This is a genomic window from Aeromonas sp. 160P, assembly GCF_055193095.1.
Genome location: NZ_JBUXKV010000001.1, coordinates 2,906,281 through 2,922,723, shown reverse-complemented (window position 1 = coordinate 2,922,723; position 16,443 = coordinate 2,906,281). Strand labels below are relative to the sequence as shown.

The following is a 16,443-nucleotide window of genomic DNA, read 5'->3' as shown; positions in this document are numbered from 1 at the left end:
TGTGCTCTCCGATGATAAGGGTTGGCCGGCGCCATACCGGCTCGATTGTTCTGTCTATTGCTGCGCTGATGTTTGCTTTTTACCGCAGCAAACGCCTGCCCTAGCGGGTTGCCAACTGTGTGGCGCAAGGGGATGGCGCACTGACCGCTTTGCCCAGCAGCGGATCAACCAGCTGCGGATCAAAAGGTGCCCGCGCCAAAAAGCGGCCGTGACCCCGTTGTCCGGTAAACTCGCCATCGCGGGCCACGATCTCGCCGCGACTGAGGGTCATCCTGATCTGGCCGGGGCAGCGCATCCCCTCGTAGGGGCTGTAGTCGCCGTTGTCGTGCAGCGCGGCGTGGCGGATCTGGGTCTCGCCACGGGGATCCATCAGCACCAGATCGGCGTCGGCCCCCGGTTGCAGGTTGCCCTTGCGCGGCCAGAGGCCAAACAGGCGCGCCGAATTGGCGCTGGTGAGCGCCACAAAGCGCGATGGCGAGATGCGCCCGCCGAGTACCCCGTGGGCAAACAGCAGCAACATCCGGTTCTCGACCCCGGGCAAGCCGTTGGGGCAGCGGCTGAAATCGCCGCCCGAGAGGGTCATGCGCTGGGCGTGGGAGAAGTTGCAGTGATCGGTCGCCACCGTATCGATATCGCCAGCAGCGATGCCGACCCACAGCTTGTCCTGCTCGCGGCGTGAGCGCAGCGGCGGGCTCAACAGGAAGTCGACCCCGTCTTCGCGGTAATAGCAGCTGTCATCGAGCAGCAGATATTGCGGGCAGGTCTCCACCCAGACCGGCTGACCCTGACGGCGCGCCAGTTTCAGATACTCCAGCCCCAAGCCGTTGGAGAGGTGAACGATATAGAGCGGCGCATTGCCCGCCAGCCCCGCCAGATTGATCATCCGGGCGATAGCCTCCGCCTCGCACTCCAGCGGGCGACTTTGCGGGTGATACCAGGGTTCATGGTGGCCCGCGGCCAGCAGGGCCGCACGGCGCGCCGTGATGGCGGCATCGTTCTCGGGGTGGACGGTGGCGAGCGCCCCCACCTCTTTGAGGCGGGCCAGGGCGCGCAGCACGTCATGATCCCCCAGCTTGTACTGGTAGGTGAGGTAGAGCTTGAAGCTGCTGATCCCCTCCTCCTGCACCATGGCGGCCATTTCGTGGAGGATGGCGTCATCCACATGCTGGATCACGCCATGAAAGCTGTAGTCGATCACCGCCTTATCGGCGGCGTAATCGTGATAGCGGGCCAGCTGGTGATGCAGATTGCACCCCGCCGGGCCAAATCCCATGTGATCGACGATGGTGGTGGTGCCACCACAGGCGGCGGCACGGGTACCGCTGAAAAAGTCATCGCAACTGCGGGCGATGCCCACATCGATGTTGAAGTGGGTGTGGACGTCGATGCCACCCGGCATCACATAACAGCCGCTGGCATCGATCACGTCGGTCTCGCCATCGGGCTGGATAGCGGTGGCCCGCGCGCGGATCACCCCGTTATCGATCAGCAGATCCTGACGATATTCACCCTGTGCATCGACCAGCACACCGTTTTTGATCAGCCGTTTCATCCCCACCACCTCGAACATCACTTCAAACAGCAAAGCCCCGCCTCAATGGAGACGGGGCACTTGCCACACTTGCAACAGCTGGGCGGCGATAGCGCTCACCGCCCTGCAGCCCCCTTACTTGTCCAGCTCGGCCAGATAGAGCATGGGGATCACGGCGTACATGGCGGCGCACTTGACCAGATGCTCTTTCCAGGTCTTCTCGTTTGGCGCGTGGGCTTCCGGCTCTTTACCCGGGCCAAAGCCGATGACCGGAATGCCGTGGCGACCCATGATGGAGACCCCGTTGGTCGAGAAGGTCCACTTGTCCACCACCGGCTCCTTACGGAACAGCTGGGTATAGGCCTTGGAGAGGGTCCGGACTGTGATGTGATCCTCTTCCACCTTCCAGGTCGGGAAGTAGCACTCGGTCGGGTAGACCAGACCGGTATAGGCCGGACGGTCGTACTGGTACATGGAGACCTCGGCACCGGCGGCTTGCACCGCAGGCAGGGCGCGGATCTCGTCCAGCGCACCTTGCCAGCTCTCGCCCCAGGTCAGACGGCGGTCGATGGAGACAGCACAGCTGTCCGCTACGGCGCAGCGGCTTGGCGAAGTGAAGAAGATCTCGGAGACAGTCAGGGTGCCCTTGCCGAGGAAGTCATCGTTGCCAAGGTTGTGGCTCAGCGCCTGCAACTCGCCGAGGATCGGGCCCATTTTGAAGATGGCGTTGTCACCGCGCTCCGGCGCGGAGCCGTGGCAGCTGACACCCTGCACCTCGACGCGGATCTCCATGCGGCCACGCTGGCCACGGTAGATCTGGCAATCGGTCGGCTCGGTACTGACCACAAACTCGGGGCGGATCTTGCTCTGCTCGATGATGTACTGCCAGCACAGACCGTCGCAATCCTCCTCCTGCACGGTACCGGTCACCAGCAGGGTGTATTTATCTTCCAGCCCCAGATCCTTGATGATCTTGCCGGCATAGACCATGGAGGCCATGCCCCCTTCCTGATCGGAGGCGCCACGGCCGCCGATGATCTCGTGATCTTCCATCCCCTCATAGGGGTCGAAGGTCCAGTTGGCGCGGTTGCCGACCCCGACGGTATCGATGTGGGCATCCATGGCGATAAGATGCGGGCCGTGGCCGATATAGCCCAGCACGTTGCCCATGGGGTCGATCTCGACCTTGTCGAAGCCAACCTTCTCCATCTCCTGCTTGATACGCAGCACAACGCGCTCCTCGTCGCAGCTTTCACTCGGGATGGCGATCATATCGCGCAAGAACTGACTCATCTCGGCCTTGTACTGGTAGGCCTTCTCCAACACCATTTCAAACGGAATTTGCTTGCTCATTGTGATTCTCCATAACAACTGAGAGTGCGCGGCCTGTTCATCGGCAGCGCCCTGTGCCCGTTACCGCGCCCCGTTGGCGAGGCGCAATCTGTTCTTCAATTCGTGTATCTGCTCTTGCAGGGAGTGACTCGCAGCCGGGGTTAGTCGCAGGCTGGATGTTTGCCTTCCCACACCACTTCGCGGTAGTGCTTCACGTCGGTATCCCCTTCGGTGTTGATGATCAGTACCACCGAGTTGCTATCCAGCCCGAGACGCGCCATCAGCGCCGCGCGATCCGGGTGGTGACGCACCGCTGCCAGCACGCCGGTACCGACCGAGCCGGATTCGCCGGAGATGATGCGCGGATCATTGCCAAGGGGGTTGCCCAGCACCCGCATGCCCAGCGCCGACACCTTGTCGTGACAGGAGATGAACTGGGTGGTGCAGCTTCTGAGCAGCGGCCAGCCGAGGGGATTGGGTTCGCCACAGGCGAGACCGGCCATGATGGTGCGCATATCGCCCCCCACGTTGACCATCTCCCCCGCCACACCGGAGCGGTAGATGCAGTCGGCCTGATCCGGCTCGATAACTATGCTGTGCAGGTTTTTCGCCCCGAAGCAGTCCACCAGATAGCCGAGCACCCCGCCCGCCAGCGCGCCAACACCGGCCTGCAGCAGCACGTGGGTGGGCTGCTTGATGCCCATATCCTGCATCTGCTCGACCGCTTCGTCGGCCAGGGTGGAGTAGCCCTGCATGATCCAGGTCGGGATCTTGGTGTAACCCTCCCAGGCGGTGTCCTGAACGATATGCCAGCCGCGCTCTTCGGCCATCTTCATGGTCAGGCGCACGGTGTCGTCGTAGTTCATGTCGGTGACGATGCACTCGGCACCCAAATTCAGGATGTGATCCACCCGCTCCTGCGCCGAGCCCTTGGGCATGTAGACCACCGCATGCTGGCCCACCTGTTTGGCGGCCCAGGCGACGCCGCGACCGTGGTTGCCATCTGTGGTGGTGGCGAAGGTCATCGGCTCCTTGATGGTGCGTTTGATCAGATCGAAGGAGAAATCCTCGACGGCTACCCCGTATTTTTCACAGAGCAGGTTGGCGATGGCATAGACGCCACCCAGCATCTTGAAGGCATTGAGGCCAAAGCGCTTTGACTCGTCCTTGACCAATATATTTTTCACCCCGATATAGGCGGCCAGATCGATAAGATCGCACAATGGGGTCGGCTCATAACCGGCCAGTTTTTTATGAAAGGCACGAGCCTTTTGTGCTTCGGCGCGAGAAAACAGCGGTGATGGCTCGGCGGTAAAAAAGCGGTTATCGGCAATATCCATCTTCAGCGAAAATTGGGACATGCTTACCTCACTAGGCGTTACCTGACAAAGAGCTGCCTCGCCGGGAGATCCGTTATTCAGATACCACGGGGAGAAAACTCGAAATAATGGATTCGACAGCGTGGGCAGGATGAATACTCACCCTGCCCTGCCGTTATTTATTTCACCCGCTTTTGCGCCTCTTTAATCAGATTCTCCAGAGTTTCTGCCGGGGCGGAGAATTTACGGGCCATGATCATGGCGGCGATAATATAGGGCTTCCAGCTCGCCTCTTTGTAGGTGGCGATACGGTATTTCTCGAACACCCCTTCGGTCACTTCGCCCTCTTTGCAGGAGACACCGGAAATATCGGCTGGCAGGCAGTGCATATAGAGCGCTTCGCCCCCCTTGGTGAGCTTCATCATCTCCTCGGTGCAGTGCCAATCCTTGTGCTTGGCGTTCTGCTCCAGACAATGTTTCTCCAGATCTTTCAGGCCGGCGTGGTCATTGGCGCGCAGCAGCTCGGTGCGCTGCTCCATCACCTTGTAGGGAGCCCAGGACTTCGGATAGACGATATCGGCGTCCTTGAACGCCTCTTCCATGGAGGTAACCTGACGGAAGCTGCCGCCGGAGGCCTTGGCGTTCTCCTTGGCCACTTCGATCACGTCCGGGATCAGGTCATACCCTTCCGGATGGGCCAGGGTCACGTCCATGCCAAAACGGGTCATCAGACCTATGATGCCTTGCGGTACGGAGAGCGGCTTGCCGTAGCTGGGTGAATAGGCCCAGGTCATGGCAATCTTCTTGCCCTTGAGGCTCTCCAGGCTGCCGAAGTGCTCCTGCAACCAGGCGAGATCAGCCATGGACTGGGTCGGGTGATCAATGTCGCACTGCAGGTTGACCAGCGCTGGACGCTGAGGCAGCACACCTTTTTCGAACCCTTCGTCCAGTGCCGCGCCCACTTCGCGCATATAGGCGTTACCGGCACCGAGGAACATGTCGTCACGGATCCCGATGGCATCGGCGCAGAAGGAGATCATGTTGGCCGTTTCACGGACGGTCTCGCCGTGGGCGATCTGGGATTTACCCTCATCCAGATCCTGCTGGGCCAGACCGAGCAGGTTGAGGGCGGAGGCGTAAGAGAAGCGGGTTCGGGTGGAGTTATCGCGGAAAACCGAGATACCGAGCCCGCTATTAAACAGTTTGGTAGAGATATTTTCGGCGCGCAGGGTCTTGAGGGATTCGGCCAGTTTCAATACCAGCTCCAGCTCCTGAGGGGTTTGCTCCCAGGTCAGCAGAAAATCTTTTTCATGCAGGTTGGATTTGAGTGCTCTGATCTCTTTGATTAATTCGTTAACTGCTTTCATCGTTCGCCCCAATCATTGGATGAGATATGGATAGCTCCCCTTTCACTCACGATGTCACCAGCATCCCGGTTGTGGGTGAGCTCATCGGTTAGCGTCGATGTAAGGCAATCAATAACCGTGCCAAACCAATAAAATGCAGGCAGATATTAATAAATGGCGAAAGTATGTGATGCCAACCACAAAAACAGCGGCTATTTCAGCGGTTTATTCCATAAAACGCCGAATACCTCTGGCCAACTCATCCCCTCCAGATAATCATAAAAAAATTGCCTATCCCGATGGGGGTGAGAATTATCATTCGGCCCATTCTACAGGGGTTGAAATGATATAATCTGGCTGACCATTATCATTATGAGAATTCAACAGAGCGCGTTGATATCTGCGCTATATATCCCGAGCCCCGGAGACCAGGGGCAACGCCGTCCTGCCGCAACCCTTCATCTTCAGCACATCGGCGCTCATCACGATGGGGCGAGGCACGACGCAATAGCGCAGCTCCCCGTGTTTGCCTGGGGGGTTGCAGCGGTTGTTCACTGCCATAGGCTCGCCGCTACACCAGGCTGCCGGGTTGATTGAGATCACCAAGCGTTCACTGTGCCACAACAGAGGGATGAGCTCTCCCGTTACTGACACCTGATAGGCAGCGTGATAAGCTCTCGCACTCACCATAAGCACACCTTCTCTACCTACTAAGTGAAAGCAGACCAGTTCGGCAGCTGAAAGCGGGTAGACTTGGTGCCAGTTTTTCCAGACGAGATGAATTAATGAGAAGAGCAGTGATCACCGGTATCGGCGTCATCTCCAGTATCGGCAACAACAAGGAAGAAGTGCTGGCCTCCCTGAAAGCAGGTAAATCCGGCATCACCTATTCCGAGCAGTTCGAGCAGCACAGCCTGCGCAGCCGTGTCTGGGGTAACATCAAACTCGAGCCGTCTGAACTGATCGACCGTAAAGTCATGCGTTTCATGGGTGACGCTGCGGCCTACGCCTACCTCTCCATGCAGCAGGCCATTGAAGATGCCGGTCTGCCGGAAGATCAGGTCTCCAACGAGCGTACCGGCCTGGTGGTTGGTTCTGGTGGTGCCTCCGGCAAAAACACCTCCGAATCTTGCGATATCGCTCGCGAGAAAGGGGTCAAGCGTGTGGGCCCGTACATGGTGCCGCGCACCATGTCTTCCACCACCTCTGCCTGCCTGGCGACCCCGTTCCAGATCAAGGGTGTCAACTACTCCATCAGCTCTGCCTGCGCCACCTCTGCTCACTGCATCGGTCACGCCATGGAGCTGATCCAGCTTGGCAAACAGGATGTGGTGTTCGCTGGCGGCGGTGAAGAGCTGGACTGGTCCTCTACCATCCAGTTTGACGCCATGGGCGCCCTCTCCACCAAGTACAACGACACCCCGGAAAAAGCCTCCCGTACCTATGATGCGAACCGCGATGGTTTTGTTATCTCCGGTGGCGGTGGCATTCTGGTGGTTGAAGAGCTGGAACATGCGCTGGCCCGTGGTGCTCACATCTATGCCGAACTGACCGGCTACGGTGCCACCTCCGATGGCTACGACATGGTCGCCCCGAGCGGTGAAGGCGCGGTGCGTTGCATGAAGATGGCGATGCAAGGTGTTGGCCAGGTTGATTACATCAACACCCACGGCACCTCCACTCCGGTGGGTGATACCAAAGAGCTGGAAGCTATCCAGACACTGTTTGGCACCAAGGGTCCCAAGATCTCCGCCACCAAGGCGATGACCGGCCATGCGCTGGGCGCCGCTGGCGTGCATGAGGCTGTCTACTCCCTGCTGATGATGGAACACGGCTTTATTGCCCCCAGCATCAACATCGAGACCCTGGACGAGAAGGCTGAAGGTCTGCCCATCGTACGCGAGTACGAAGAGGCCGAGCTCAATACCATCATGTCCAACAGCTTTGGCTTTGGCGGTACCAACGCCTCTCTGGTGTTCAGCAAGTTCAAAGGCTGATATCCGGGCGATATAAAAAGCGCCTCCGGGCGTAATCACCATCAGCTTGGGATCTTTTGATTGGTCCTCCAGATCTGAAAAAATCCGAAACCACGTGAGTTGGTTTCGGATTTTTTATTTGCCTCTATTCGTATTACCCCAACATCTCCTCACTCCATCATCCCCCACTTATCCCTCTCTACCGCCCTATAACCCCGGATATCCCCATCCCGTTTTTCAACCAGAGAGCGCAGTAATCTCTGATGGCCTACGTCAATATGAGCCTTTCAACACATCATTGGGACATAGCCATCAAGAACCTTATTTGACCTAATCCCGTTCTGAAAGAACCGGGATTTTCGATGCAACATGCAGAAAACAGCTTCACTCAACAAGCCGTCACTGTGGTAAATTGGACCAAAATGGAACTTGTTGAGGATCCTATGCCTATTCCCCCGCCCCCTTCTACCTTTCACTGCCCCAAATGTGGCTGGCACAAGACGGTCGCCCCCAAGAGTGACGTCATGGTAGGGGGCTACAACTGGTTTGAGGTCTGTCCCGAGTGCAATCATGGGTCACTGGAAAGAACCCCAGCCACTATGGTTGAGCGAGCAATGGCAAAGCTCAGGGATGTGGTGGGGAAGTGACCATCATAAGCAGATGGCCACTCAAGCTGATTCACCACATGCAAAATTAGCCAGAAGCCATGGCGTAAGCTGATTGCGTAGCCGCAGATGCCAGCTATTCATCCGATAGAAAAGGAGATCGTCGTTGAATTTTGAACAGTTGAAAACCCGTCACCGCACCCTGCGTGAGCACTCCCCCGCCAACCTCAACCTGCGGGTGCATCGTGCATTAAGCTGGCTGCAGCGCGCTGAAATGGCCGAAGATGAAGATGGCCGCTTTATCTTTCTCTGGATTGCGTTCAATGCGGCCTATGCCACTGAAATCGATGACGATCGTCGCCTCTCGGAACAGGAGACCTTCAAAGGCTTTCTGGAGAAACTGTGCGACCTGGATGCGCACAAAAAGATCGAGCAGCTGGTCTGGCAGGAGTTCTCGGGCAGTATCCGCATACTGCTGGACACCCCGTTTGTGCTGCAAAGCTTCTGGGATTATCACAGCGGCAAGATCAGCGAAGCCCAGTGGAAGGAGCGGCTGGCACAGGGTAAGAAGATGGCGACCCTGGCGCTTGCCAGCGGCAACACACCGCAGTTGCTGGGTGTGGTCTTTAACCGCCTCTATACCTTGCGCAACCAGCTGATCCATGGCGGTGCAACCTGGAACAGTTCGGTCAATCGCAAACAACTGAAGGATTGTGCCAACCTGCTCGGTAAACTGGTGCCGGTGATCATCGAGTTGATGATGGCTCACCCCGATACCCTGTGGGGGGATGCCTGTTATCCGGTGGTAGAGATGGCTGGGTAACCAGAAACACGATGGCGGGGACGTGAGTGCCCCGCCTCTTCAATCCGTCCAATCTGACAGATAGAAAGCCCCGGCCAGCAGACCATAGACCAACCGCACTCGCTCATCCCGGCCCAGCAGGACGCCGAGCAATACTTCGCCGCTGGCCAGGGAGTCCCCATGCCAGAAGCACCAGATGGCCGCTTCTACCACATCCAGCCAGCTGGCATGGCCCAGCTGATTGCGTGACTTGCGTCGCCAGCTGCCGCGCACCACGGCGCCGCTATTCGGTGATCTGGCCGCCAGCCCCCGCTGCTCCATCACACTTGGCGTGAGTCCATCCAACCTGGCCTGACGACTGCCCCGCCCTCCTCGCAACAATTTATCGAGTAGCAGCGCCAGCAAGCGAAACGCATCCTGATCTTCAAAACAGGCCTCTACCCCCAGCAAATCGGCAGCACCGGCCATCAGTAGCTCACGTCCCTGATAGATGGGCAGTAACGTGCGATCCAGCCGATGTTGCTCGACATGGATGGCTAATGCCGTCATAACCGCCAGCGGTGACGTTTCACCCTCTTGGTGAGACGCTCCTTTGCTAAGCAAATATGTCAGCTCGGTGACTCGCTCGGCTGACAACAGGCAACAGATCCCCTTGATCAGGGGCATGGCCGCCTGACCCGATAACAGAGTTGAGTTCATAGCGCCTCAGTGACGATCGCGTTTGAAGTGAGTGGTTTTATGACCGACGGTGACAATCTCTCCGTCTTGCAGTACCAGATAGTGACGGCGCAGACGCTGGCAGTATTCCGCTGGCAATCCGCACTCGGCTTGCAGCATGACCAACCCTTTGCGATCGAGATAAACCAGTTCACGCCCCTGGTGATAAGCAGAGCGCCCGATGCTCAAAAGCAGCTCCACCAGCTCGGAAGCAATGCCACGCTGCTGCATCCGGCACGCGGCATGATTGCTGTATGCACCGTCCAACTTACCGTTCATGACATGCTCCTTTGGCGCTCATTTCGATGGCCTCATTATATGTAGCCTGTATACTCATGCCGATACTGGTTACATACACATGTCGCATTTTGGAGCACATATGACACCCAAAGAGCTAACCTGGGATCAAACCCTGCGTTTTCGTCTGCTGGAAATCGTGTTGCAGTGGGAGGGACGGCTGACCACCAATCATTTGATGACCGCCTTCAATATCGGCCGCCAACAGGCGTCACGGGATATCAACCACTACCTGACTCACTACGCCCCAGAGGGGCTGGTCTATGACAAAAGCCTGAAGGGATACAAACCCACCGAGCAATTTGAGCCGCGCTTTAGTGAAGGCAAGGTAGACGAGTACCTGATGCTGCTGCATCGGGAAAAACAGCACCTGCGCCAACATGAAGCCGGACTCCTGATGCCTTTGATGGATCTACGCTATGGCCATATCGAAATCCTGGATGTGCCCAACCGCCATATCGACCCCAGGATTGTGCGGGGCCTGGTGCAAGCTGCTCGTGGCCAACTGCGGGTCGATGTCGATTACGTATCACTCAGTTCAGAAGAGCAGAGTGGCCGCAACATCGTGCCCCACACCCTGGTCTATGACGGGATCCGCTGGCACGTACGCGCCTACTGCGAGAAGAAAGGGGAGTATCTGGATTTCGTGATGAGTCGTTTTCGCGGCGAACCGGATCTGCTGGATGCCTCCCCTCACGGCCGGGATCAGGACCTAGAGTGGAACACCCAAGTCACCGCAGTAGTCGTTCCCAATCCTAGTCTTAGTCAAGGGCAGCAAGCCATCATCGCCAACGACTACGGCATGCCAGATGACAAACTGTTGCTGAGCCAGCGCATCCCTTTGATGCACTATGCGCTGGAGCGGATGCAAGTGAGCTATAACGGCGAACACCAACAACATCCCCTACTCTACCCGCTGGTGCTGGCCAACCGGGAGGAGCTAATTGAGCAAGGATGTACCTTCAAGCTCAAGAGTGCGGATTTGCAAGTGCTGCCGCGCTAGTGGCGCTCCCTGCACTCAGCACATCTGGGAAAGACAATTATACAAGAAGGGCTCCCGCCATGACGGAAGCCTTTTCCAATCAAAGTCCCAAAATTACATAGTGCCAAGACGAGTCAGCAATTGATCATAATTGGCCAATTCCTGCTCTTTATGCTGCAAACCCTGACGAACCTGTTCCAATTCATTTTGAATATCTTGAGTCAGCTCATTCTGGATGCTTGTCTGCAAGTGCTCCAGCTGCACGATCACATCGGTTACCCCTCTTTTCAAGCGCGTTTCCAGCAGTGCGAAAACATTCGAGAGGGCTTGATCCAGATAGCTTCGTAGCCTGTTCATCTCCCCCTGATCTTTCAGCTCACCACTGAAGGGGATAATGGTGGTGGCATCTCCCAGTGATAATTCAAGGGTGGGCAGAGCCAACCTATTGATCGCCCCCTCCAACGTCCCCTTGAACAGAGCTGGGTTGAAATGGTCATTGCCCGTATCCAGATGCTTTATCAGTGCCTTGCGCAAACTGTTTTTCAACTCAAGCGGCGAGATAAGTCGGTTTATATGGTTACGCATCTGTTCGGCGCACTGGTGGCCATAGTCACGAACCTGCTCAATAGCATCAGATGCACTGAGATAGTCATAACTGACGGTGCGAGTGTAATACTCCCTTCTGGTATCACCCCATGTCCAAGGCTTATACCATGTGGAGTCACCGACCGTTCGGTAGCGCTCCTCCTCATGCGTAGCGGTCCGAGTTTGCAGGCGGCTGAAACGTCCACGGTCCGCATCAAGCTGCGTCAACATTGCTCGGCTATCCTGCTGCGCTTTGGTTTTCACTCCCTCAATCAGAGTTCGCAGCTCATTGGCAATTGCCGAAAGTCGCTTATCACAGCCCTGTTGCTGCTTGGCCAAAGATTGCAGATCCTGAGTTCTCAGCAGCGTGATGCGCTGCTGCACCCGCTCGGCCAAACCATCGCGCCACTGGCTGAGGCGCTCCGCGGTTTCTTGCTCAAATCCAGCGCGCTGCTGCTCGAGAAGCGGCAGACGATCCTTACGGGCCTGTTGGTAAGCCCCCGTTAACGCATCAAAGTTGGCGATCTGCTGCCACTGCGGCTGGTTAATCGGCTCGCCCCAGCACTCTTCAGCCATATCTTGCAACTGGCTATAAGTGTGGTGCATGCTGCGCCCCCAACTCGTCTCTGGCCAGTGGGCAAAGCCGTAAGCAAAGGTACTGGAAAAAATCGGATCAGCCAGTTGTGCCAGCACCTCAGCCAAGCGGGTTTGGCCCCGCTCGCGGCGCAGCTTCACCAGTTCTGCGACCTTCTCGCTGGCTCCTCGCTGCAGACGGCGACGAATATTGCTTTCGGTCTCGGCCAGAGAGCTGCGATCATAACCATCATCCAGAATGGCGGAATCAAATTGACCCGCCACCAGCACCAGTCGCTTCACCCCCTTGTTTGGCAATTGCTCGCTGAGCAAGCGCACATCCGACTCGTCAAGAAACTGGCTACAACGGGAGAGAAAGAAGACCACGTCGCAGTTAGCCATATAGTCGCGAGTTTTTTGGGAACGGCTCTGCACCGGATCATTCATGCCGGGGGTATCAACCACCTCAAAACCCTTAAGATCTTCACTCGGCAGGGTCAGAATGGTCGATTTGACTAGGGCAGTATAATGGCCATCATTACCAGCGTATTGATTGAGCAACCCCTGCAAACCTGCCACATCCTCGGCAAACAGGATCTCGGTCGCCTCGTTATCCGAAAAACGTTGCCAATGCTCAGCCAGATCCAGCCCAGAGGCTCTGGCCATGGTCACCAGCTCACGAGCAACCTTGATCTCATCGCTATCCCCTTGCCGTTCGGCCAAGTCGGTGATCTCGCGCCACTCATTCTGGTTGTAATACTCAACGTGCAAGCTATGGCGCTCGCCATAGACCACCTTGGTCAAGTTGGCCGTCTTGGGCGTGGCCGCTTCTGGCAGGATCGGGCGGCCATCAAACAGCAGCGCATTAAGAAAGGTGCTTTTCCCCGCTTTGACCTGCCCCATAATACCGATATTGAGGGTCTGCTCCTGTTGCTGCCAGCGGGAAAGTTTTGTCTGGTAATCAACATAGATATCCTTTAATACGTCGCTATCTTGACTGAAACCAGACAATCGCTTGCATTCATTTTCCAGAAACGATTCAAAATAATTTTTATTCATTTTTCTTCCACCGTCATTAAATATAGTTGTCACTCTCGAGGATCATGAGCTTGGACCCTGTTGAAATATTTTCACCTACCTCTACGAGGATATCGGCCACAAAGCCGGTAGCAGGCGATGCTATCTCCATACAGGTCTTGTCACTTTCCACCTCAATAATGGACTGACCAGACATGACCCGATCTCCTTGTGAAACCATAACTTTGACAACCTCAAACTCTCCTGAACCGGTGTATGGCACAATGATTTTTTGGCCAACGGAATCATCATAAATATAATCAAGCCACACATTGTACGGAGACAAAAATACACGACTTAATTGTGGTTTAGTTAGTACATCAGTCGGTAGACCAAGGATCAAAGCTGCCAAATAAACGATATCATTCAGCACCTTCTCTTTAAGTTCAAAAAAACTCGCCAATATTTCTAATAGTGATATAGTACTATCCGTTAATGCCTTGTCCAAGCGAGAAAATATCATAGCATCAAGCAACAAGGATCTTATAATACGTGGATCTTGTTGTAGTAACCTCGTGGCTTCACCCAATTTATCTTTAGCCAGATGCCCTGCCAAATCACACAATTCAGCCTGCCGCCCGACCAGATTTATACTTGGCAACCAGAGATCCAGCATACGTTGTTGCCGCTCGCTGATGGCCCCCTCACTCAGCAAGACCATCAATAGCAAAGCACTGTAGTGACAACGAGTCACCTCATCCTTACTGGCAGCATAATGACTCTTATATGGCCTATCTAACAGACGCAACGAATCAAGCTGCTCTTGCACATTATTTATGATCACTGTTATTATCCTTTTTGTTACTCTGCTTTAGCATAGGCCACCATGCTTTAAATTCACTTAAAAATGGGATTATGCTCATCGTGATTAGCTTGCCTTTGCCATCGACATTTAAATATTTATGTGCAGTTTTATCAACGATATTATATCTATCCACAACCATCCCTGCTGGATGGGAAACCCTATGATACACGTAGTTAAATTTATTATGTTGGTGGTGAATAACAAAATTGTCTTTTTGACATATGTCCCCCACCTGATAGGGTATGCTAGATATTGACGAATGACGTGATTCTGGAAAAGGAGTGGGATATGCCTCAATAAAATCACCGGTTATATCTACCTTTATTTCATCTTTACTTTCATCAGCATGTCCTGTCAGCATAGTCATACACCAGAATATAATTTCCTGAATGCGTTTATTGTTGACTGATAACATTGATAGCAGTTGTGTCAATACCTCTATTCTCTGTTTGTCCAATATGTCTTTTACTCGTAGCAGTACCATCCAATCGAATAAATAGGCGTTACCTGCTTGTTCATCCTTTTTCAAAAACGTGATAGTTTCTTTCAATTCCACGCAATCGAGAGAAGCTGCTTGTTGCAGGTAAAAAACAGATGATTGTTTGACTACCATCGAAGCCACTAACATATCAAACAAGCGGCTTTGGGATTCGTTCAGCCCACCATCATCCAGCAAATTAGCCGCTAATAGTGTTAAATAGCGATCCTTTGTGACAGTTTCCTTATTTGCCATGTAGTGAGCGTCAAGCGGTTCCAGCTCAGGCCATATTTGATCCAGCAAGTCAAGTAACGGTTTTTTACGCATTAGTCATCAACTCCTTAAATAGTTCTAGCGGCCTAGACTTGAAGAGCCTGTAAAGCAGGATAGGCAACAACATCTCGACGCAATAACCGAGCCAAATTAGCTAACGGCAAATCCCGCATAAGTGGTGACCAGATCGTGGTGTCATACTCGATTGCAGTGACATTCAATTCATCTTTCACTTGCTTGAGCAAACCGGAAAGGTGTATTGACTCCAGATTGAGCAGAGTTAAGTCGTCAGGCTCCGGCAACGGAATACCGACTTCCTCCCCAATTTTTTTGAGTTGTGTGAAAAATTGCCTCTGTATTTCCGCCAAGCGCTTGGCTATCTGCTCCCATTGCTCCAGTTCATTCTTGATCTTGCGTTGCAGGCTGTTGATATCGCTCTGCACATCGCTGTCATCGCTCAAGGCAAGAATGCGATTGAACTTGCTGAGCTGGCGTTGCGCCTCCTGCCTTTTATCGTCAATAAAGCGCTGATAGGCCATAAACTGGCGCTTGAACTGCTGGGCAAAACCCAACTCACGGTGAGCCTTATTCCACTGGGCAAAATAGTCCAATAACGGCTCGACGCTATACACAGAGCGCGGGCGATTGGAGAAGGGGATCACATCGAGCACAGACAGCCCGCGTTTGGCCAAAGTGTCACGCACCAACACCACAATCTTCTCGATCTCCTCGGCCGGATGCTTGTCAGCACGGCTGATCACCACCAGCTTGGGAATGGCGCGATCCAGCGAGCCAAGGAAGGCAATATCCTCCTCGGTGATGGTGCCCTTATCCGCCGGTACCAGCCAGACGATAAACTGGGCGTTATTGAGCTGAGTACGAGCCAGATTGGCGTCGGTGCGTTCACTGCCAGCCTGATCAGCCTTGCTATAACCCGGAGTATCAAGCAGAGCCAGATTGTCCCAAGACAGCGCCGGATGAGCCACCACGACCGATTTGAGCAGGCTGCTGATCTGGCTACCATAGCGGGATTTCTCATCATGGGTCAGTGTACGAAACTGCTCATGGCTTAAAGAAACTACCCGATTGAACAGGTTGATGGCATGCACCTCGGTCTGCTCCCCCTTCCCCTGCACCAAATAAGTGGGGAGTGAAGTGGTCGGGTCCACCTCGGTGACCAAGCATTGACGATCACCGATTAGTGCATTGATAAGCGATGATTTACCCGCACTAAAACTGCCCCCCAGCCCCACGACCACCTTGCTTGGCAAGGCCGGGTATTCGCAAAACTCGCGAAAGCGCACCATCTCCAACTGCAGCGCCCGCAGCAGGTCGGTAATGTTATCCGGGCTCCCCTTGCGGGCCAGCGCGGGCAACTCCTGCTCAATAATCTGCTCCAGGGCTTGTAACTGCAGCTCAAGCTGCTGATTGCCCTCACCGGCAACAGATTCACAAACCTGACAGATCAGGGCATAGCGCTCACGCATAGCGTGATCATCAATTTGGGTAAACACGACATTAGTCACGGAAAATTGTCCTTCTATTTGGTCCATAACACGTATAGGAAAGTGGCTTTTACTCCCAGACAAAGTGTGAGTCAGCTCAAATAAAACAAGCCGTTTAATAAACGAAACTCTTAAACTGACTTGAATTCATTTTGCTTGTTTAGCAAGCCGAATCTGGCTATTAATGGCTCAAGTTAAGCCTAAGAATTCTAACTCCCCTTGAACTAGGGCATGTTTACC

General features: G+C 54.7%; 13 protein-coding genes. 3 read left to right on the top strand and 10 right to left on the bottom strand.

Features of this window, described 5'->3' with window-relative positions:
- Positions 1–100 precede the first annotated feature (100 nt).
- The 4 genes from hydA to ygeW form a co-directional block, all read right to left on the bottom strand.
- Positions 101–1,552, bottom strand: coding sequence for a dihydropyrimidinase (gene hydA, locus ACY8FN_RS13715; RefSeq protein WP_463100312.1), 1,452 nt, complete (start codon positions 1,550–1,552; stop codon positions 101–103).
- 114 nt (positions 1,553–1,666) lie between these two features.
- A complete protein-coding gene (locus tag ACY8FN_RS13710; RefSeq protein ID WP_139718162.1) occupies positions 1,667–2,884 on the bottom strand; it encodes a YgeY family selenium metabolism-linked hydrolase in 1,218 nt (405 codons plus the stop codon).
- 140 nt (positions 2,885–3,024) lie between these two features.
- Positions 3,025–4,224, bottom strand: a complete 1,200-nt coding sequence (gene dpaL / locus ACY8FN_RS13705) for a diaminopropionate ammonia-lyase (protein ID WP_463100311.1) — start codon at positions 4,222–4,224, stop codon at positions 3,025–3,027.
- A gap of 137 nt (positions 4,225–4,361) precedes the next feature.
- Positions 4,362–5,549, bottom strand: coding sequence for a knotted carbamoyltransferase YgeW (ygeW, locus tag ACY8FN_RS13700; protein WP_058051514.1), 1,188 nt, complete (start codon positions 5,547–5,549; stop codon positions 4,362–4,364).
- 764 nt (positions 5,550–6,313) lie between these two features.
- Here ygeW and fabB point away from each other — a divergent pair.
- Together fabB and ACY8FN_RS13690 are read left to right on the top strand one after the other, a co-directional pair.
- On the top strand, positions 6,314–7,525 hold the full coding sequence (fabB, locus tag ACY8FN_RS13695) for a beta-ketoacyl-ACP synthase I (protein WP_463100310.1): 1,212 nt from the start codon (positions 6,314–6,316) through the stop codon (positions 7,523–7,525).
- A 750-nt stretch (positions 7,526–8,275) separates the two neighbouring features.
- On the top strand, positions 8,276–8,932 hold the full coding sequence (locus tag ACY8FN_RS13690; protein WP_463100309.1) for a hypothetical protein: 657 nt from the start codon (positions 8,276–8,278) through the stop codon (positions 8,930–8,932).
- Positions 8,933–8,971: 39 nt separating this feature from the next.
- Here ACY8FN_RS13690 and ACY8FN_RS13685 read toward each other — a convergent pair whose 3' ends face one another.
- Together ACY8FN_RS13685 and ACY8FN_RS13680 are read right to left on the bottom strand one after the other, a co-directional pair.
- On the bottom strand, positions 8,972–9,610 hold the full coding sequence (locus ACY8FN_RS13685) for an ADP-ribosylglycohydrolase (protein ID WP_463100308.1): 639 nt from the start codon (positions 9,608–9,610) through the stop codon (positions 8,972–8,974).
- Positions 9,611–9,616: 6 nt separating this feature from the next.
- Positions 9,617–9,907, bottom strand: coding sequence for a DUF4258 domain-containing protein (locus tag ACY8FN_RS13680; protein ID WP_463100307.1), 291 nt, complete (start codon positions 9,905–9,907; stop codon positions 9,617–9,619).
- Positions 9,908–10,007: 100 nt separating this feature from the next.
- Between ACY8FN_RS13680 and ACY8FN_RS13675 the strand changes: the two genes are divergently transcribed.
- A complete protein-coding gene (locus ACY8FN_RS13675; RefSeq protein ID WP_463100306.1) occupies positions 10,008–10,928 on the top strand; it encodes a WYL domain-containing protein in 921 nt (306 codons plus the stop codon).
- Between the two features lie 93 nt (positions 10,929–11,021).
- On the opposite strand, the gene ACY8FN_RS13670 is transcribed toward ACY8FN_RS13675, so the two are convergent.
- Genes ACY8FN_RS13670 through ACY8FN_RS13655 form a run of 4 tightly spaced genes read right to left on the bottom strand, consistent with a single transcriptional unit; the run spans position 11,022 to position 16,224 of the window.
- Complete coding sequence (locus ACY8FN_RS13670; RefSeq protein ID WP_463100305.1) at positions 11,022–13,157, bottom strand: dynamin family protein; 2,136 nt, start codon at positions 13,155–13,157, stop codon at positions 11,022–11,024.
- Positions 13,141–13,926, bottom strand: coding sequence for a biotin/lipoyl-containing protein (locus ACY8FN_RS13665; RefSeq protein ID WP_463100304.1), 786 nt, complete (start codon positions 13,924–13,926; stop codon positions 13,141–13,143). Before ACY8FN_RS13665 ends, ACY8FN_RS13670 begins: the two co-directional genes overlap by 17 nt.
- Complete coding sequence (locus ACY8FN_RS13660; protein WP_463100303.1) at positions 13,913–14,752, bottom strand: hypothetical protein; 840 nt, start codon at positions 14,750–14,752, stop codon at positions 13,913–13,915. Before ACY8FN_RS13660 ends, ACY8FN_RS13665 begins: the two co-directional genes overlap by 14 nt.
- 32 nt (positions 14,753–14,784) lie before the next feature.
- Positions 14,785–16,224: a dynamin family protein gene (locus tag ACY8FN_RS13655; protein WP_463100302.1), complete on the bottom strand. Its 1,440-nt coding sequence runs from the start codon at positions 16,222–16,224 to the stop codon at positions 14,785–14,787.
- Positions 16,225–16,443 lie beyond the last annotated feature (219 nt).